The organism is Micromonospora sp. WMMA1363 (genome assembly GCF_030345795.1).
In the GTDB taxonomy this organism is placed as follows: Bacteria; Actinomycetota; Actinomycetes; order Mycobacteriales; family Micromonosporaceae; genus Micromonospora.
On record NZ_JAUALB010000001.1, the window covers coordinates 3,040,523 to 3,055,919 of the forward strand.

Genomic DNA, 15,397 nt, shown 5'->3' on the forward strand with positions numbered 1-15,397 from the left:
GTTCCGCTGCCGGCGGCATGGAGTGAATCACCGCCCGGCGGAGGTTCCGTGACCGACCCCGGCGGCCAGAACCGGCGACGGCACGTCAGGACCCGGCGACGGCGGCGACGCCCTCGAGGTAGCCACGGGCCCGTTCTGTCTTCGGGTACCGGCCGACCAGCTCCCAGAACGCGGCATTGTGGCTCGGCACGATGAGATGGGCCAACTCGTGTAGCAGGACGTAGTCGATGACCCAGTCCGGCATGTCCTGGACCCGGTGCGAGATGCGGATCGTCCGGTCCGCCGGCGTGCAGGAACCCCACCGGCCGTTCTGGTTGGTCACCCAGCGCACGCTGACCGGGACGGCGTCCGGGCCGTGGTCGGCCAGGTAGAACGTGATGAGCCGGGTGGCTCGGGCGAGCAGTTCGGCGTCGGAGCGGGCCAGCCGGCCCTCACGGGCGGCGAGCCGGGCGAGCATCCGGTCCACCCACTCGCTCTCCTCGGCCCGGGAGAACTGGTCGGGGATCAGCACGACGACCCGTTCGCCGTCCCGATATGCGGACACCGTCCGTCGCCGACGCTGGCTGCGCCGCACCTCGACGACCGGCTTGCGCACTGCTGCCATCAGCGGGCCGCGCAGCCTCGGTTTCCTGTCACGAGGGAAAGCTAATGCGTGGAGGCCGGGGGTCCGCAAGGGTCAACACCCCAACACGCGCCCGGAAAAAGGGGATTGGTCGCCAGGAGTCCCGAAAATTTCTGTGACGGAGCGTCTCCAGCCGCCCTCCATAACGGCCCACGACGATCTTCAGCCACCACCCACCACCGTAAACGATCATTCAGGGATCCGTCACTCAGGGGGCGCCAGACGCTGTTCTGACGGCATCCGGTCGGCGTGTCCCCGGCAAACTCACTTATCCGACCGAATTCCCCATGCACACTCTCGACGTCAACTTGCTCACAGTGAGCATGCGGAGCTGACAAGGAACCGCGCAGACCTGGGTAGGGTCCGCGGACCAGCGGTCACGACAGTGGCCGAGACGAAAAGCCCAGCGCCGGAGCCCCCCGAGGCCCGCCGCCGGGGACACCCGCCGGATGAGCGTTTCGCCGGTGGACGAGACGAGGAGGACACCGTGGCCGACCAGGCCCAGACCTACAACGGTTACTGCGTCAAGTGCAAGGAGAAGCGGGACTTCGAGGGGCACGTCGAGGTTTCCAAGACCGGGATGAACATGGCCAAGGGAAAGTGCCCGGTATGCGGCACAACAGTGAACCGCATTCTGGGCAAGGCGAAGGTCTGACCCGCCCGGGCGCCGCGGAAGGGTGGCCGCCGGCCACCCTTCCGCGGCGTCCGACCACTGTCGGTTGCCGGACAGGCACACCGCGAACCTGTGGAAAACTCGCGATTTCCTGTGGACGACCCTGAACAGGGCTGTGCACATCTGTGGACAACGGCCCACGGACAGCACGGTTTCGATCACTATTCGTGACCATGTCCCGTACCGCACTTCCCCGGCCTACTCTTCTACCCGGTCTCGTCCGTCTCTGGCGGGACCGGCACACCCTGCAGCTGGGCGTCGAGCCGGGCCGCGCCGTCCTCCTGGAGATCGCCAATCCCCGGGCGGCCAGGCTGCTCGACCTGCTCGACGGCGCGCACAGCGAGCGACACGTCCTGGAACACGCAGCTCGGATCGACGTGGGCCGGGACGAGGCCAGTACCCTGATCGAGACGTTGCGCGCCGCCGGACTGGTCGTGCCCGCGCACACGCTGATGCCGCGGGACCTGGCCGGCCCGCCGCGGACCCGGCTCACCGCCGAGGCCGGGGCACTCGCCCTGGCCGGCCCGCGGCTGCCCGGGACGCCCGCCCAGGTGCTGCGCCGTCGGCTCGCCGCGCGGGTGGTCGTGGCCGGTATCGGCCGTCTCGGGGCACCGATCGCGCTCGCGCTGGCGCAGGCCGGAGTCGGCCACGTCCGATCGCAGCTGGCCGGTCCGGTCCAGCCGGCAGACCTGGTCGGGACCGGCATCCCGGCCAGCGACATCGGCCGCCCGCTCGACGACGCGGTCCGCGCCGCGCTAGCCCGGAGCGCCCCCGGCACCGCCATCGGCCCGATCCGCCCGAGCCGCGCCGATCTGGTGATCCAGGCCGGCACCGGCCAGCCGGCAGCCCTGGTCGCCACCGCCCACGCCCAGCGCCGGCAGACGCACCTGCTGATCGACCTCCGGGAGGGCGTGCCGGTGATCGGTCCCCTGGTCCGGCCGCCGATCGGGCCCTGCCTGAACTGCCTCGACCTGCACCGGACCGACCACGACGCCAACTGGCCGGTGCTCGCCGCCCAGCTCGCCACCGGAGCGTCGGAGACCGCGTGCGCGACGGCGACGCTGCTCGCCGCCGCGGCGTACGCGACCGCGGAGGCGCTGGCGCACCTGGACGGAGGCGTCCCGGAGACCCTGGGCTGCGGCGTCGAGGTAACCGTTGCCGGTCGGCTACGCCGCCGCTGGCCGCCGCACCCGTCCTGCGTCTGCTCGCGGCGGACCCGGCCCGGGGCTGCGCCCGCCCGCACGGCGTCGACCGGGCCCACCGGAAGGGCACCCCAGCCCGGCCGCACGGCAGCCGCGGGCCCGCCGAGTCGGTAACAATGACCGGGTGACCGACATCCCGCGCCGGGCCGTGTCCCGGACCGCCAAGCTCGCCACTCTGCCGCTCGGCTTCGCCGGTCGAACCGTCCTGGGCATGGGAAAGCGCGTCACCGGGCTCGCCTCCGACGTGATCTCCGCGGAGATCCAACAACGCACCGCCGAGCAGCTCTTCAGCGTCCTCGGCCAGCTCAAGGGCGGCGCGATGAAGTTCGGTCAGGCACTGTCGGTCTTCGAGGCCGCACTGCCCGAGGAGGTCGCCGCCCCGTACCGGCAGGCGCTGACCAAGCTCCAGGAGGCCGCGCCGCCGCTGCCCGTGGCGAGCGTGCACAAGGTGCTCACCGAGCAACTCGGCCCGGACTGGCGGGACCGGTTCGTGGAGTTCGACGACACACCGGCCGCCGCCGCCAGCATCGGGCAGGTGCACCACGCGCTGTGGCGGGAACCAGGCTACGGGCCCGAGGGCGCGCCACGGACCCGCCCGGTCGCGGTCAAGATTCAGTACCCGGGCGCCGGCGACGCCCTGCTCGCCGACCTCAAACAGCTCTCCCGGCTGGGTGGGATGTTCCGGGCGGTCCAGCCCGGGCTGGAGGTCAAGCCGCTCCTGGTCGAGCTGCGGGAACGGATCACCGAGGAACTGGACTACGAGTTGGAGGCCGAGTCGCAACGCGCGTTCGCCACAGCGTACGCCGACGACCCCGAGATCTACATCCCGGCCGTGGTCGCCGCGTCGCCCCGGGTTCTGGTAACCGAGTGGGTCGAGGGGACACCCCTGTCGCAGATCATCGCGAACGGCGTTGCGGAGCAGCGCGATGAGGCGGGCCGGCTGATGGCCGAACTGCACCTCTCCGCCCCGATGCGGGCCGGGCTGCTGCACGCCGACCCGCATCCGGGCAACTTCCGGCTGCTGGCGGACGGACGGCTCGGCGTGATCGACTTCGGGGCGGTGGCCCGGTTGCCGGAAGGCACCCCCGAGCCGATCGGCCGACTGGCGGGGCGCGCCCTCCGCGGCGAGGCCGAGGCGGTGGTGGCCGGGCTACGCGAGGAGGGCTTCGTCAGCGCCACCGATCCCATCGACGCCCACGCCGTGCTGGAGTTCATCCGACCGATGCTGGAGCCGGTCGCCGAGGAGGAGTTCCGGTTCACCCGGGCCTGGCTGCGAGCCGAGGCTACCCGCCTGGCCAACCCTCGCTCGCCCGCTTACCAGCTGAGCCGACAGCTCAACCTGCCCCCGTCGTACCTGCTGATCCACCGGGTGACGCTCGGGTCGATCGGAGTGCTCTGCCAGTTGGAGGCGAAGGCACCGTACCGAGCCATCCTGGAGCGCTGGCTGCCCGGCTTCGCGCCGGTCGCCTAAACGTAGCCGGGCGCGCCCGGAGGTTCCGGGCGCGCCCGGCGCGCTGGTGTTGACATGGGCCCTTCCTCGACGCAGGCATCAAGGACAGGCCCCTTCCTTACAGGACGCCCAGCTCGCGGGCCGACCGGCTGCGGGCGGCCATGGCGATGGTACGGGCGGAACGGGTTGCCTCAGTGCTCGTGGTGGTGCGACCGGCCTGAGGCCGGAGCATTCGAGCCCTCGACAACGCTTCGTTGAGTAGTTGCAGGTCGTTTCCGTTCGGCAGATGCAGCATCCTCGTCAGCTTTCTCGCGGCCGGTGGGTCACCGGCGATGGGTGGAATGGATCGGGAAGTTGTCAGGCCGCCAGCCGGACCGCGTCGCGCGTGGGCAGCCCACTGGCCGCCAGGCGCGCCTCGGCCTCGACCCGGAGCGCGGCGTCACGGGCGACGTCCTCCTTGCGTGGACGGCCCCGGGGCCGCTTGCGCGGGACGACCGCGCCACGCTCGAAGATCTCGCCACCCCAGACGCCCCAGGGCTCCGCCCGCTCCACCGCACCGGCCAGGCACTCGACGCGCAGCGGGCAGTCCCCGCAGAGCGACTTGGCCAGCTCGAGCTCGGTGGGCGAGTCGGAGAACCACAGGTCGGGGTCGAACTTCCGGCAGGGCAGGTTCGCCTCCAGCTCGACGCTGATGTCGAGCGGGGCCAACGCCAGACTCATCGCCCGGTCACCTCTCTCTCACTTCGATCTTGTGGATCGCAATTCCGACGTACTTCGGCAGGGCAAAAAACTGAGGCCGCGGATCCCGGTGTGCGGGTTCCGCGGCCTCGAGGTGAGCCGGTGGTCTGGTTCAGACCGGTCTACCTCGAGGTGGAACACCGCGGACGTCCGTGCGCCGCTTGACGACATCGACGTCCTTGCCCGTGAAGCCACTGCTCCCCTGGACCACAGTCACTGCCGGCGCGAGAATCAGCTCGGCCTGAGTCTCGACCCGGTGCAGCTGCGGAACGCACGGTCGCGCAGTGGCAGGGGCGGCCGACAGCGGAGCAACGGCAGCGGGCAGCGCCGCCGGACGCTCATTGATGTAGAAGATCTCCATTGGTGCCACCTCCCTGACGTTCCTCGTGCCGACTGGACCACGCCCGTGAGCAGCCCGAATGCCGTCGCTCGCGAGGTGTGCCATGAGGCTATTCCGCGCCCTGGGGCGAGGGCAAACGAATTTACGACGAGATTCCGAAAGTTTTCTCCGGGCAGACGTCGTCCACCGCCGCGCCGGCCACCAGCGCCAACACCGCCTCCCCGTAGAGCCCCAGCTTGCGCGGCCCGATTCCGGCGATCGCGGTCAGGTCCTGCGACCGGCCGGGCCGTCGTTCGGCCAGCGCCACCAGGGTCGCGTCGGTGAAGACCACGTAGGGCGGCACCCGCTGACCAACGGCAACCCGGCGGCGCCACTCGCGCAGCCGCTCGTGCAGTTCCTCGTCGATGTCCGACGGGCAGGTGGCGCAGCGGCCCACCTTGCGGTCCGGGCCGGCGAGCAGGGCGGTGCCGCAGATCCGGCAGGAGACGACCTGGATCCGACGTCGGTCCGGGCGCCGGACTCCGCCGGCGCCGGCCCGCTCGGTCCCACCCGAGCGGTTCAGCTGGGGCAGGAATCGGCAGGGCCGCCGCGCCCGACCACCCGGCGAGCGGGCCGTGGCGTACGACAGCCACAGCCACTCCCGCGCCCGCGTAAGCCCCACATAGAGCAGCCGACGCTCCTCCTCCACCTGCTCCACGGTCTTCGCATAGGTGGTCGGGAGGGTGCCCTCGGAGAGCCCGACCAAGAACACAGCGTTCCACTCCAGGCCCTTGGCGGAGTGCAGCGACGCGAGGATGACTCCCTCGACCGGCGGCGCGTGCTGGGCGGCGGCCCGCCGGGCCAGCTCGTCGGTGAAGTCGACCAGCGTGACCGGCCGCTCGACCGACGCGGCCGGGCCGATCGGCAGCACCGCCGCCGTGGCCGCGTACTCCTCGGCGAGCTGGACCAGCGCGGCGAGCGCCTCCCACCGCTCACGGGCCGCACCGCCGGCCGGCGGCCTGTCGGGCACCCAACCCACCGCGGCGAGCGCCTCGGTCACGACCTCCGGCAGCGGGGTCTCCCGCTGCGGCAGCTCCAGCCCAGCGCCGCTGGTGGCGCGCCCAGACCCGGAGCCCTCGATGGAGCGGGTGGCGGCACGCAACGCGACCATCGCCTGCCGTACCTCGGCGCGCTCGAAGAACCGCTCCGCTCCCTGCACCTGGTACGGAACCTCGGCCTCGGTGAGCGCCTTCTCGTACGCCTCGGACTGCGCGTTGGTGCGAAACAGCACGGCGATCTCCCGGGCCGGTGTGCCGGCGGCGACCAGGGCGCGGCAGCGGGCGGCGACCGCCGCCGCCTCGGCCGGCTCGTCGGTGAAGATCCGCAGCTCCGGCTCCGGCCCGGGCGGACGCTGGCCGACCAGCTCCAACCGCAGCCGGGCCTCGGCGCCCCGGGCCTGCGAGATCACCGCGTTCGCCAGCCCGACCACCTGGGGGGTGGAACGGTAGTCGCGGACCAGCCGGATCACCGACGCACCACGGTGCCGGCGGGGAAAGTCGACCAGGTACGACGAGGTGGCGCCGGTGAACGAGTAGATGGTCTGGCTGGCGTCGCCGACCACGGTCAGGTCGTCCCGCCCCCCCAGCCACGCCTCCAGCAGCCGCTGTTGGAGGGGGTTGACGTCCTGGTACTCGTCGACGACGAAGTGCCGATACTGGGCGCGGACCTGCTCGGCCACGTCGGGGTGCTCTTCGATCCCCCAGACCGCGGCCCGCAGCATGTCCTCGAAGTCGATCACCCCACCGGACCGCTTTGCCTTCTCGTACGCGGCGAAGACGGCTGCGACCCTCGCTGGCTCGTACGGCGTGTCGCGCAGCGCCTTCGCCGCCGCCACGACGTACTCCGCGGGCTCGACCAGCGACGACTTGGCCCACTCGATCTCACCGGCGAGGTCCCGGGCACCCGCCCGATCGGCGCGCAGCCCGACCTTCGCCGCGGCGAGGGCGACCAACCGGACCTTGCTGTCCACCAGTTCGGGCACCGCCCGGCCGTCGAGCAGCCGAGGCGCGAAGTACCGCACCTGACGCAGGGCCGCCGCGTGGAACGTCCGCGCCTGCACGCCGGGCACCCCGAGCACGGTGAGCCGGCTGCGCATCTCGGCTGCGGCCCGGGCGGTGAAGGTGACCGCGAGCACGTGCCGGGCGGAGATCTCGCCGGTCAGCGCCCGGTAGGCGATCCGCGAGGTGACTGCCCGGGTTTTCCCGGTGCCGGCACCGGCCAGGATGCAGACCGGTCCGGCCGGGGCGGTCACCGCCGACCGCTGCTCCGGGTCGAGCCCGGCGAGCGTGCGCTCGGATGCTGAGTGAACCACCACAGCCCGGAATTGTCTCAGCCTGGTCGGACGTTGCACCGGGGGCATGCCTCCCGAGTGTCGATTTTGCGGTAGGCATGACCTGGCAACCTCGGCTTGATCGGCAAGCCGCGCCCCGTACCGTTGGAGGACCTGACGATGCTGACCATGTATTCCACCTCGTGGTGCGGCTACTGCCACCGGTTGAGGTCGCAGTTGGACCGGGAGGGCATCGGCTACGAGGTGGTCGACATCGAGCGCGACCCGCAGGCCGCGGATTTCGTGATGAGTGTCAACGGCGGCAACCAGACGGTCCCGACCCTGCGCTTCGCCGACGGCAGCGCACTGACCAACCCGTCGATCAAGCAGGTCAAGCAACACCTGGCGCAGCTGGCCGTCTGACCGCACAGCCGACGAGCGGCCGGTCCCTCTTCCCGGGCCGGCCGCTGCCGCCTCCGGCCCGGTCCACCCCTCTGCTCATCGCCCCGGCCGCCGGCGGACGGCGACGACGTCATGATCGACCGGTCGCCTCGGGGACGGCAGCGGGACCGGCGGGCGGGCACCGGCCGGCGGGGTCAGGGTGCGGCCATGCCAGAGGTAGGCGCTGGCGAGCAGGGTGGCCAGACCGACCGCCACGAAGAGCAGGCGGTAGTCGAGGACACCGACGAGCAGCGCTCCCGCGCCGATCGAGAACGCCTGCGGCCCGCTGACCACCGCCTCGGAGGCGGCGGCGACGCGGCCGATGAGACCCGGCGGGGTGCGTCGCTGGATCAGCGTGTGCAGCCCGACCATGGTCAGCGGCAGCGACACTCCGGCCAGCAGCACCGCGCCGAAGCCCAGCCACAGGTTCGGGTACGCCAACGCCAGTGCGGCCGGCCCGAAGAGTGCCACCCCCGTGGCGAGCGTGCCCACCTCACCGACCCGGCGGACGACGGCCGGTGACAGGAGCCCGCCGACCAGTCCGCCGACTCCCTGCACGGTCACCAGCACACCGACGAACGCGGCGTCGCGGCGGAGCCCCTGGTCGACATACGCGAAGATCAGCGACTCACTGAAACCCATCACCAGCGAGCCGAGGCCGTAGCCGAGCAACGCCCGGTGCAGCGCCGGCTCGGCGGCCAGGTGCCGCAGGCCAGCGACCAGCTCGGTCGACCAGCGTGGCTGTCGCCGCGGCCGCTGGGTCTCGTCGACCCGCAGCAGTCCCACCACCGCGGCGGCGGTCAGGAATCCGGCCATCGCGACTCCGGTCAGCAGCCACCCGCCGGCGGCGGCGTAGAGGCCGGCTCCGGCCAGTGGGCCGACGAGCCGCAGCCCCTGACGTACGGTCTGCAGCACGCCGTTCGCGTCGGCGAGCAGATCCGCCGGCACCAGCTGCCGGATCAGGCCGCTGAGCAGGGCGCTGAGCGTGATGTACGCCAGCCCGTAGAGGACTGACACCAGGTAGATGATCCAGACGTCGGCCCGGTCCCGGACCGCGAACAGCGGGGTGAGCAGCACCGCGGTGACCAGGTTCGCGGCGATGAAGAAGGGCCTGCGGCGCACCCGGTCGACGAACCAGCCGACCAGCGGCGCCACCGTCATCGGCGCGATGATCGCGAAGATGGTGGCGCCGGCCAGTCCGTCCGACCCGGTCAGCTCCTTCACCCACACGGCGAGCGCGAGCAGCAGGATCGACTCGGCCGCCATGCTGGCCAGCAGACCGCCGAAGAGCAGCCGGAAGTCCGGGCGGCGCAGGACAGTGCGCATGTGTCCTCCGTCGAGGGTGGTGGGGTGGCGTGCCGGCTTTCCGACGAGACACGCCCCCGGCCGGAACCTCCGTCGCCGATCGCGCCGTCCATACTGACGGTGGGGGGCGAATTTCATACAGTTGCCGTCGCGTCCACGGCGGTCTACGGAAAAGAGGACATCGTGCCTCCTGCCGCACCCAGTCCCATCCTGCGACGGCGCAGGCTGGGCACCGAGCTGCGCCGGCTGCGCGAGACCGCGGGTCTCACCGGTGACCAGGTCATCGAGCGGATCGGTTGGGCCTCCGCGTCGAAGCTCTCCCGGCTGGAGAACGGCCGCAGCCGGCCGGACCCGCAGGACGTCCGCGACCTGCTCGACCTCTACCGGGCCGACCCGGGACAGCGCGACGACCTGCTGACCATCACCCAGGAGGCCGGCGACATGCGCGGCTGGCTGCGGAACTACCCGGTGATGACCCAGCAGCAACGCGGCTTCGCCGAGCTGGAGGCGGGCTGCGTGGAGATCTCCGAGTACAACCCGGTGTTGGTGCCGGGGTTGCTCCAGACGCCCGGGTACGCGAGGGTCCGGATCGCCTCGGCGCGCGAGGTCGACCAGGCGGCCGGGGAGCCGGAGGCGACCGAAGACGTCGACACCGAGGTACGCGCCCGGCTGGCCCGTCAGTCGCTGCTCACCCGGGCACCGGACGCGCCCCGCTACACGGCCGTGCTCGAGGAGCCGGCGCTCGTCGGACGGGCTGGCCCACCCGACGTGCTACGTGAGCAGCTCATCCAGCTCTGTGAGCTGGCCATGCTGCCGAACGTCATGCTCCACGTGCTGCCCCGGGACACCCGGCTCGGCGACTGGTACCTACCGCCGACCGCGTTCTCTCTCTACCGTTTCGCCGACCCGCAGGACCCGGAGACGCTGGCGATCGAGGGCGGCTTCCTCAACGTCATGTCGACAGAGGTAAAAGCACTAAATCGCTATAAAGTGGTGTTCGAGTGGTTATGCACGACGGCGCTCTCCGCATCGGACTCCCTCTCCTGGCTGATCCAGGCCACGGGCCGGCTGCCCGACGCGGTGACCCCGCCCATGGCGGCGTACGGGCCGGCAACGGCGCCGGCCCAACGCCGCCGGCACCCCGGGCACCTGACGGAAAGGTGAATCGGGCAGTGCTCCCGGGTCACGTCGAAGATCCGGGCACCCGTCCTGAAAGCACCCCGCCGTCAGGTCGTGCGGCGCCACTCGTTCCGTCGGTCGGTTCACCACAGGAGTGAAACCATGAACGAGATCCGCAACACAACGTCCGCCCTCGCCCGGCTGGCTGAGATCCCCTGGCGCAAGAGCACGCGGAGCCAGACCTCGAACTGCGTCGAGGTGGCGCCGCTGCCGACCGACCCGGCCGCGGTGGCCATCCGAGACAGTAAGGACCGCGGCGGTCCGATCCTACTGTTCGACCAGGCTGGATGGCTGGGCTTCCTGGCCGGAACCAAGAACGGTCGGTTCGACCGGGTCTGATCGTCGTCCGCTCGGGGCCGCCGGTGTCGTGCCGGCGGCCCCGAGGCGTGTCGGACCGGACCGGCGGCCTCCCCTGATCGGCTGGGCTCCCCGACCGATGGTCGCGGTTCACTTGCTAGGGCAGCTACGGGGCGTAACATGGCCGGTGAGTGACGTGGAACTTCCACCCGGTTCCCGTCGTCGCGGCACATCCGGAGACCGACATGCGGTTCCTGATCGTTCGCACCGACGTCCGCGCGGCAGCCGACGTGGACATCGCCGCCGCCTGGGCCGGCGACAGCCAGCTGCGCGACGAGACCGTCTCACCCGAACCACGTCGACAGATCGTCCACGCCGAGGACCGGGACGCCGCCTTGGTGCTGGCCCGGGCCCTCGCCTCGGTCGGCGCGGTCCGCGCCGGCCGGCAGCGGGTCAAGGTGCTCCCGCTCGACGAACCGGCATCGTACTGGCCCGGCTGGACGGACGACCCGGGCGGCTGACCGGAGACGTCCGTCGTGGCCGGCTCGGCTCCCTCGCCGGGCTTCTTGTTCCAGTCGGCCACGACGGCTCGGGTTCCCGGCCCGTGACCGTCGCGGCAACGTCGGTCACGGGCCGGACCGCGCGCTCGGGTCGGAAACCGGCGACAAAGCCACCCGAGCGCGCTCCGCCCGCCCGACACACCGGCGGAGCGCCGGACCGTGATGGCCGACGGTCCGCCGTGGACCGCCCAGCGGCCACCGCGCCCCCACCGCGAACCGGTCAACAGTGGCCGTCGAGCCAGCGGTGGATCAAAGAAAGAGCGATCGACGACGGTGAGGGCAGGACCAACCGTCCGCCGTCGACGTCGACCGTCCGCCCGGCGGACGCCGCACCGATCTCGGCCCGGGTGAACCAGCGGGCGTACGCGATCTCCGCCGGGTCAAGGTGGAGCGGATGTCGCGGGTCGGCCGTCGCGAGGAACCCCAACATCAACGTGCCGGGGAACGGCCAGGCCTGGCTACCCGCGTACGCGATGTCGGTGACCGCGACACCCACCTCCTCGCGAACCTCGCGCAGCACGGCCGCCTCGGCCGACTCACCCGGCTCGACGTACCCGGCCAGGCAGGAGAAGCGTCGCCCGCCCGGGACACCCGGCCAGGCAGCGTTGTTGCCGAGCAGGCACCGCCCGTCGAGGCCAGGCACGCGGTCGTGCACCAACACGATCATCGCAGGGTCGGTGCGCGGCCAGACCCGCTCGCCACCCTCGTCGACGCGGGACCAGCCGCCCTCGTCCATCCGGGTGGGGTGACCGGTGACCGGTGAGTAGGCGTGCCGTTGATGCCAGTTGAGCAGAGCCAGGCCGGTGGTGAACAGGCCGGCGTCCCGGTCGCCGAGCAGGTGGCCCACCTCGCGCAGGTGTGCCGGACGGGTGCCGGGCAGCGCCGGCAACGGCGCGTCCACGAGGAACACCGGTACGCCGTCCGGCTCAACGCCGAGGAACATCGCGCGGGCCACAGCCTCCACCGGCACCTCACCCGGGCCGATCAGCGCCAGCGCCGGCGGGACGGCGTCGATCCGCAGCAGCCCCCGACCCTCGGCAGCGCTGTCCAGCACCAGCACCCGGGCCCGGCCCCACGCCTCGGCCAGCCAGCCCAGATCGGTACGGCGGTGCGCCGCTCGGTCCAGAGTGGAGCGAGCCAACGGTGCCGGCTCCCCGGTCACGACAGCGCCGGGGAGGTGATGACCGAGGTGAGCACCGCCAGCTGCGGGACGACCCGCTCGGCGTCACCCAGGACAACGGTGACCGCCCGCGCCGGGGCGAGGTACAGAGCCGCCGCGTCGGCGACATCGGATACCGTTGCCCTCGCCAGCCGCGCCGCATGCTCGGCGAGGAAGTCCAGGCGCAGGCCGCTGCCGGCGTACGCACTGGTCAACGACGCCAGCCCAGCCTGGGTGGACATGCCGAGCTGGAGCGTGCCGAGGGCATACTGGCGAGCCTGCTCCAACTCCTCCTCCCGCGGCGCGACGGAGGCCAGCCGACCCAGCTCGTACGTGGTTTCCAGCAGCGCCGGCCCGGTCACCTCGGTGGCCACCTCGGCGGCGGCGACCAGCACCGACCCGGCCACCGAGTGCTCGACCAACGAGTGCGGCCCATACGTGTAACCCTTGTCCTCACGGATGTTCTCCACCCACCGGGACGAGAAGTATCCGCCAAAGACCAGGTTGGCCAGTTGCAGCGCGGCGTGGTCGGGATGGGTACGCGGCACCGCCGGCAGAGCCACACGTAGCGAGGACTGCACCGAGCCGGGACGGTCGACGAGCAGCAGCGGCCCCGGCTCCAGCGGCGGCGTACGGGGCAACTCGACGGCGCGGCCCCCGCCGTTCCAGCCGGCGAGCGCCTTCTCGGCCGCGTCCAGCGCCCGATCCGGCTGGATGTCCCCGACCAGTGCGAGAACCGCGCCGGCCGGATGCACCCGCTGCGCGTGCAGACTGCGCAGCACCCCCGGCCGCACCGCCCGGACCTGCTCCGGCTCGGGGGTCTGCACCGCGTACGGGTGCCGTCCGTAGATCCGCTTGAGCAGTGCGGTGCGGGCCAAGTGGGCGGGCTGGCTCTGCGCCACCTGGATCCGGTCGACCAGCCGGTCCCGCTCGGTCGCGACATCGTCGGCCGGGTATGTCGCCCCGGTCAACACGTCGGCCAGGATCTCCAGCATCCGGTCCAGGCCGGTGACCAGCCCGGCGCCGGAGAGCATCAGCCGGTCCGGGTCGATCCCGGCAGACAGCCCGCCGCCGACCTTCTGCAACTCGGCGGCGATCCGCACGGCGTCCATCGTCTCCGTGCCGGAGAGCATCGTCTGCGCGAGCATCGCGCCCCGGGCCAGGTGCACCCGCCCAAACGGCATCCCGAGCCGCAGCTCGACCAGGGGCACCGCCGGCCGGCGTACGGCGATCACGGTGAGCCCGTTGGCCAGCGTGCGCTCGGCCTGCTTCGGCAGCCTGAGCCTGCGGGTGGGGCCGAGCGGCGGCAGGGTGTGCGGCGCGACCAAACCCGGCTCACTCCTCACGCTCACCGAGCCTCCCCTCCCGATCGCGACTGCGGGGCTCGCAAACCCGGCTCACTCCTCACGCTCACCGAGCCTCCCCTCCCGATCGCGACTGCGGGGCTCGCAAACCCGGCTCACTCCTCACGCTCACCGAGCACCTCCGGCCACGACCTCGATGGACGCGCGGCGCTCCGGCCGCAGGGTGGCGGCGGCGGCACGGATCTGTTCCGCGGTGACCTCGCCGACCAGCCGGGGTAACTCGTTGAGCAGCCCCGGCTCGCCGCGTTGCTGCTCGAGGACGGCCATCCGCAGCGCCCGCCCGAGCACCGCGTCGGTGTCGCGCAGCAGGTGGGTGGCCATTCGGGCCTGGGTACGGGCCAGCTCGCCGTCGGCCAGTCCGTCGGTGGCCAGCCGGTCCAGCTCCTCGTCCACGGTGCGCAGCACCTTGTCCACGCCGCCGCCGGGAGGCAGGTGCGCCTGGAGCAGGAAGGCCGTCGGGTCGCGGACGTCGAACGGGTCGCCCATGAAGCCGAGGTAACCGCCGACGCTCGTCACCGTCCGGTCCCGCTGGACCAGCCGTTCCACCAGCCGGGACGCGTCACCGTCGGTGAGCACCTCGGCGAGCACCACGTACGGCAGATAGCCGGCGAAGTCGCCGACCGGATCGGGCACCCGCCACGCCGAGGCGACCGCCGGCAGCGGGGCCAGCCGGTCGGTGTACGACGTCCGCCGTTCCGCGGTCAGGTCCGGCTCGTCGAATTGCGGCCGACCGGGCGCGGGGCGGGCCGGCACGTCGCCGAAGTGTCGCTCGATCAGCGCCAGCGCCTCCGCGACGTCGATGTCCCCGCTGACCGCCAGCACCGCGTTGCCACTGGCGTAGTAGTGCTGGAAGAAGTCGGCCGCATCCTCGACAGCCGCCGACTCCAGGTCGCCGAAGGATCCGTAGCCGTCGTGGGCGTTGGGAAACGTTTCGAACATGACCGGCGGCAGGGTCAGCCAGGGGAACCCACCGTAGGGCCGGTTGAGCACGTTGACCCGGATCTCCTCCTTGACCACGTCGACCTGGTTGCGGAGGTTCTCCTCGGTCAGCCGGGGGCCGCGCATTCGGTCGGCCTCGAGGAACAGCGCCCGTTCCAGTGCGTTGCTCGGCAACGTCTCGAAATAGTCCGTGTAGTCAAGGTGGGTGGAGCCGTTGAAGGTGCCACCGGCGCCCTGGACGTGCCGGAAGTGCGCCAGCTTCGGCAGGTTCTCCGAGCCCTGGAACATCAGATGCTCGAAGAGATGAGCGAAGCCGGTGCGCCCCTCCGGCTCGGAACGGATGCCGACGTCGTAGACGACCGCCACCCCGATCACCGGGGCACTGCGGTCGGGTGTCAGCACCACCCGCAGGCCGTTGTCGAGGGTGAACCGCTCGACGGGATACCTCGTCGCTGGGATCTTCGTTCTGCGCGCCGGCACGGCTCGACCCTAGCGCGTCGACACCCCACGCAACGACGACCTACCGGCACCGGGCGCCGCCCGGCGAGCGGCGCCCACGGCGACGCGGTCGTGCTCAGCTCTCGGTCGAGGCGGATCCGCCATCCGGGCTGCGCAGTTCCACCGGCGCGACTGGAGCGGCCCCACCTGGCGCGGCGTGCCACGGGGTGAAAGCCGCGACCACGGCGAGCAGCACTCCGGCGGTGGCCAGCGCCACGACCAGCAGCAGTTCCCGCACCGCACCCGAGCCGGTGTCCCCCGTCATGGCTGCCCTCCCACGCCGGGCGGTCGGCCCGGCGCTGTCCCCGGACAGCCTCCCGCG

The 15,397-nt window shown here is 72.0% G+C and carries 17 protein-coding genes; 7 read left to right on the forward strand and 10 right to left on the reverse strand.

Annotated elements, in window-relative coordinates; genetic code table 11:
- Nucleotides 1-85: 85 nt before the first annotated feature.
- Nucleotides 86-604 carry a M48 metallopeptidase family protein gene (locus tag QTQ03_RS13965; protein ID WP_289278402.1) on the reverse strand — a complete coding sequence of 173 codons (519 nt, stop codon included), beginning with the start codon at nucleotides 602-604 and terminating at the stop codon, nucleotides 86-88.
- A gap of 505 nt (nucleotides 605-1,109) precedes the next feature.
- Between QTQ03_RS13965 and QTQ03_RS13970 the strand changes: the two genes are divergently transcribed.
- The 3 genes from QTQ03_RS13970 to QTQ03_RS13980 all read left to right on the forward strand — a co-directional run bounded on the left by QTQ03_RS13970 (nucleotide 1,110) and on the right by QTQ03_RS13980 (nucleotide 3,968).
- Complete coding sequence (locus tag QTQ03_RS13970) at nucleotides 1,110-1,277, forward strand: DUF5679 domain-containing protein (protein WP_007464795.1); 168 nt, start codon at nucleotides 1,110-1,112, stop codon at nucleotides 1,275-1,277.
- Between the two features lie 191 nt (nucleotides 1,278-1,468).
- A complete protein-coding gene (locus QTQ03_RS13975) occupies nucleotides 1,469-2,611 on the forward strand; it encodes a hypothetical protein (RefSeq protein WP_289278403.1) in 1,143 nt (380 codons plus the stop codon).
- 10 nt (nucleotides 2,612-2,621) lie between these two features.
- Nucleotides 2,622-3,968 carry an ABC1 kinase family protein gene (locus QTQ03_RS13980; protein WP_289278404.1) on the forward strand — a complete coding sequence of 449 codons (1,347 nt, stop codon included), beginning with the start codon at nucleotides 2,622-2,624 and terminating at the stop codon, nucleotides 3,966-3,968.
- A gap of 97 nt (nucleotides 3,969-4,065) precedes the next feature.
- Here QTQ03_RS13980 and QTQ03_RS13985 read toward each other — a convergent pair whose 3' ends face one another.
- The 4 genes from QTQ03_RS13985 to QTQ03_RS14000 all read right to left on the reverse strand — a co-directional run bounded on the left by QTQ03_RS13985 (nucleotide 4,066) and on the right by QTQ03_RS14000 (nucleotide 7,378).
- On the reverse strand, nucleotides 4,066-4,242 hold the full coding sequence (locus QTQ03_RS13985) for a hypothetical protein (RefSeq protein ID WP_289278405.1): 177 nt from the start codon (nucleotides 4,240-4,242) through the stop codon (nucleotides 4,066-4,068).
- Between the two features lie 62 nt (nucleotides 4,243-4,304).
- A complete protein-coding gene (locus QTQ03_RS13990) occupies nucleotides 4,305-4,667 on the reverse strand; it encodes a WhiB family transcriptional regulator (RefSeq protein ID WP_289278406.1) in 363 nt (120 codons plus the stop codon).
- Nucleotides 4,668-4,797: 130 nt separating this feature from the next.
- Nucleotides 4,798-5,046 (reverse strand): hypothetical protein, encoded by a 249-nt coding sequence (locus tag QTQ03_RS13995; RefSeq protein WP_289278407.1) that lies wholly within the window; start codon nucleotides 5,044-5,046, stop codon nucleotides 4,798-4,800.
- Between the two features lie 121 nt (nucleotides 5,047-5,167).
- The gene (locus tag QTQ03_RS14000; RefSeq protein WP_289278408.1) at nucleotides 5,168-7,378 is read right to left on the reverse strand and encodes an ATP-dependent DNA helicase UvrD2; all 2,211 of its coding nucleotides are present in this window, start codon (nucleotides 7,376-7,378) and stop codon (nucleotides 5,168-5,170) included.
- Between the two features lie 135 nt (nucleotides 7,379-7,513).
- On the opposite strand from QTQ03_RS14000, the gene QTQ03_RS14005 reads away from it, so the two are divergent.
- Complete coding sequence (locus QTQ03_RS14005; RefSeq protein WP_289278409.1) at nucleotides 7,514-7,756, forward strand: mycoredoxin; 243 nt, start codon at nucleotides 7,514-7,516, stop codon at nucleotides 7,754-7,756.
- A 75-nt stretch (nucleotides 7,757-7,831) separates the two neighbouring features.
- On the opposite strand, the gene QTQ03_RS14010 is transcribed toward QTQ03_RS14005, so the two are convergent.
- Entirely contained in the window at nucleotides 7,832-9,100 is a 1,269-nt protein-coding gene (locus QTQ03_RS14010) for an MFS transporter (RefSeq protein WP_289278410.1), read from the reverse strand.
- A 162-nt stretch (nucleotides 9,101-9,262) separates the two neighbouring features.
- Between QTQ03_RS14010 and QTQ03_RS14015 the strand changes: the two genes are divergently transcribed.
- The 3 genes from QTQ03_RS14015 to QTQ03_RS14025 all read left to right on the forward strand — a co-directional run bounded on the left by QTQ03_RS14015 (nucleotide 9,263) and on the right by QTQ03_RS14025 (nucleotide 11,076).
- Nucleotides 9,263-10,243, forward strand: coding sequence for a helix-turn-helix domain-containing protein (locus tag QTQ03_RS14015; protein ID WP_289278411.1), 981 nt, complete (start codon nucleotides 9,263-9,265; stop codon nucleotides 10,241-10,243).
- Between the two features lie 117 nt (nucleotides 10,244-10,360).
- Nucleotides 10,361-10,597, forward strand: coding sequence for a DUF397 domain-containing protein (locus QTQ03_RS14020; protein ID WP_289278412.1), 237 nt, complete (start codon nucleotides 10,361-10,363; stop codon nucleotides 10,595-10,597).
- A 203-nt stretch (nucleotides 10,598-10,800) separates the two neighbouring features.
- A complete protein-coding gene (locus tag QTQ03_RS14025) occupies nucleotides 10,801-11,076 on the forward strand; it encodes a hypothetical protein (RefSeq protein ID WP_289280826.1) in 276 nt (91 codons plus the stop codon).
- Between the two features lie 259 nt (nucleotides 11,077-11,335).
- Here QTQ03_RS14025 and nudC read toward each other — a convergent pair whose 3' ends face one another.
- From nudC to QTQ03_RS14045, 4 genes are all read right to left on the reverse strand, one after another.
- On the reverse strand, nucleotides 11,336-12,277 hold the full coding sequence (gene nudC, locus QTQ03_RS14030) for an NAD(+) diphosphatase (RefSeq protein ID WP_289278413.1): 942 nt from the start codon (nucleotides 12,275-12,277) through the stop codon (nucleotides 11,336-11,338).
- Nucleotides 12,274-13,620, reverse strand: a complete 1,347-nt coding sequence (locus QTQ03_RS14035; RefSeq protein ID WP_502889861.1) for a M16 family metallopeptidase — start codon at nucleotides 13,618-13,620, stop codon at nucleotides 12,274-12,276. The genes nudC and QTQ03_RS14035 overlap by 4 nt, the downstream gene beginning before the upstream one ends.
- A gap of 126 nt (nucleotides 13,621-13,746) precedes the next feature.
- Nucleotides 13,747-15,057 carry a M16 family metallopeptidase gene (locus tag QTQ03_RS14040; RefSeq protein ID WP_289278414.1) on the reverse strand — a complete coding sequence of 437 codons (1,311 nt, stop codon included), beginning with the start codon at nucleotides 15,055-15,057 and terminating at the stop codon, nucleotides 13,747-13,749.
- A gap of 94 nt (nucleotides 15,058-15,151) precedes the next feature.
- Nucleotides 15,152-15,340 carry a hypothetical protein gene (locus tag QTQ03_RS14045; RefSeq protein WP_289278415.1) on the reverse strand — a complete coding sequence of 63 codons (189 nt, stop codon included), beginning with the start codon at nucleotides 15,338-15,340 and terminating at the stop codon, nucleotides 15,152-15,154.
- Nucleotides 15,341-15,397: the final 57 nt, after the last annotated feature.

Coding starts and splice junctions, on each gene's coding strand:
- QTQ03_RS14005 (WP_289278409.1), top strand. CDS start 7,514: ATGCTGACCATGTATTCCACCTCGTGGTGCGGCTACTGCCACCGGTTG.
- QTQ03_RS13985 (WP_289278405.1), bottom strand. CDS start 4,242: ATGCTGCATCTGCCGAACGGAAACGACCTGCAACTACTCAACGAAGCG.
- QTQ03_RS13965 (WP_289278402.1), bottom strand. CDS start 604: ATGGCAGCAGTGCGCAAGCCGGTCGTCGAGGTGCGGCGCAGCCAGCGT.
- QTQ03_RS13995 (WP_289278407.1), bottom strand. CDS start 5,046: ATGGAGATCTTCTACATCAATGAGCGTCCGGCGGCGCTGCCCGCTGCC.
- QTQ03_RS13990 (WP_289278406.1), bottom strand. CDS start 4,667: ATGAGTCTGGCGTTGGCCCCGCTCGACATCAGCGTCGAGCTGGAGGCG.
- QTQ03_RS13975 (WP_289278403.1), top strand. CDS start 1,469: ATGTCCCGTACCGCACTTCCCCGGCCTACTCTTCTACCCGGTCTCGTC.
- QTQ03_RS14020 (WP_289278412.1), top strand. CDS start 10,361: ATGAACGAGATCCGCAACACAACGTCCGCCCTCGCCCGGCTGGCTGAG.
- QTQ03_RS14010 (WP_289278410.1), bottom strand. CDS start 9,100: ATGCGCACTGTCCTGCGCCGCCCGGACTTCCGGCTGCTCTTCGGCGGT.
- QTQ03_RS14025 (WP_289280826.1), top strand. CDS start 10,801: ATGCGGTTCCTGATCGTTCGCACCGACGTCCGCGCGGCAGCCGACGTG.
- QTQ03_RS14045 (WP_289278415.1), bottom strand. CDS start 15,340: ATGACGGGGGACACCGGCTCGGGTGCGGTGCGGGAACTGCTGCTGGTC.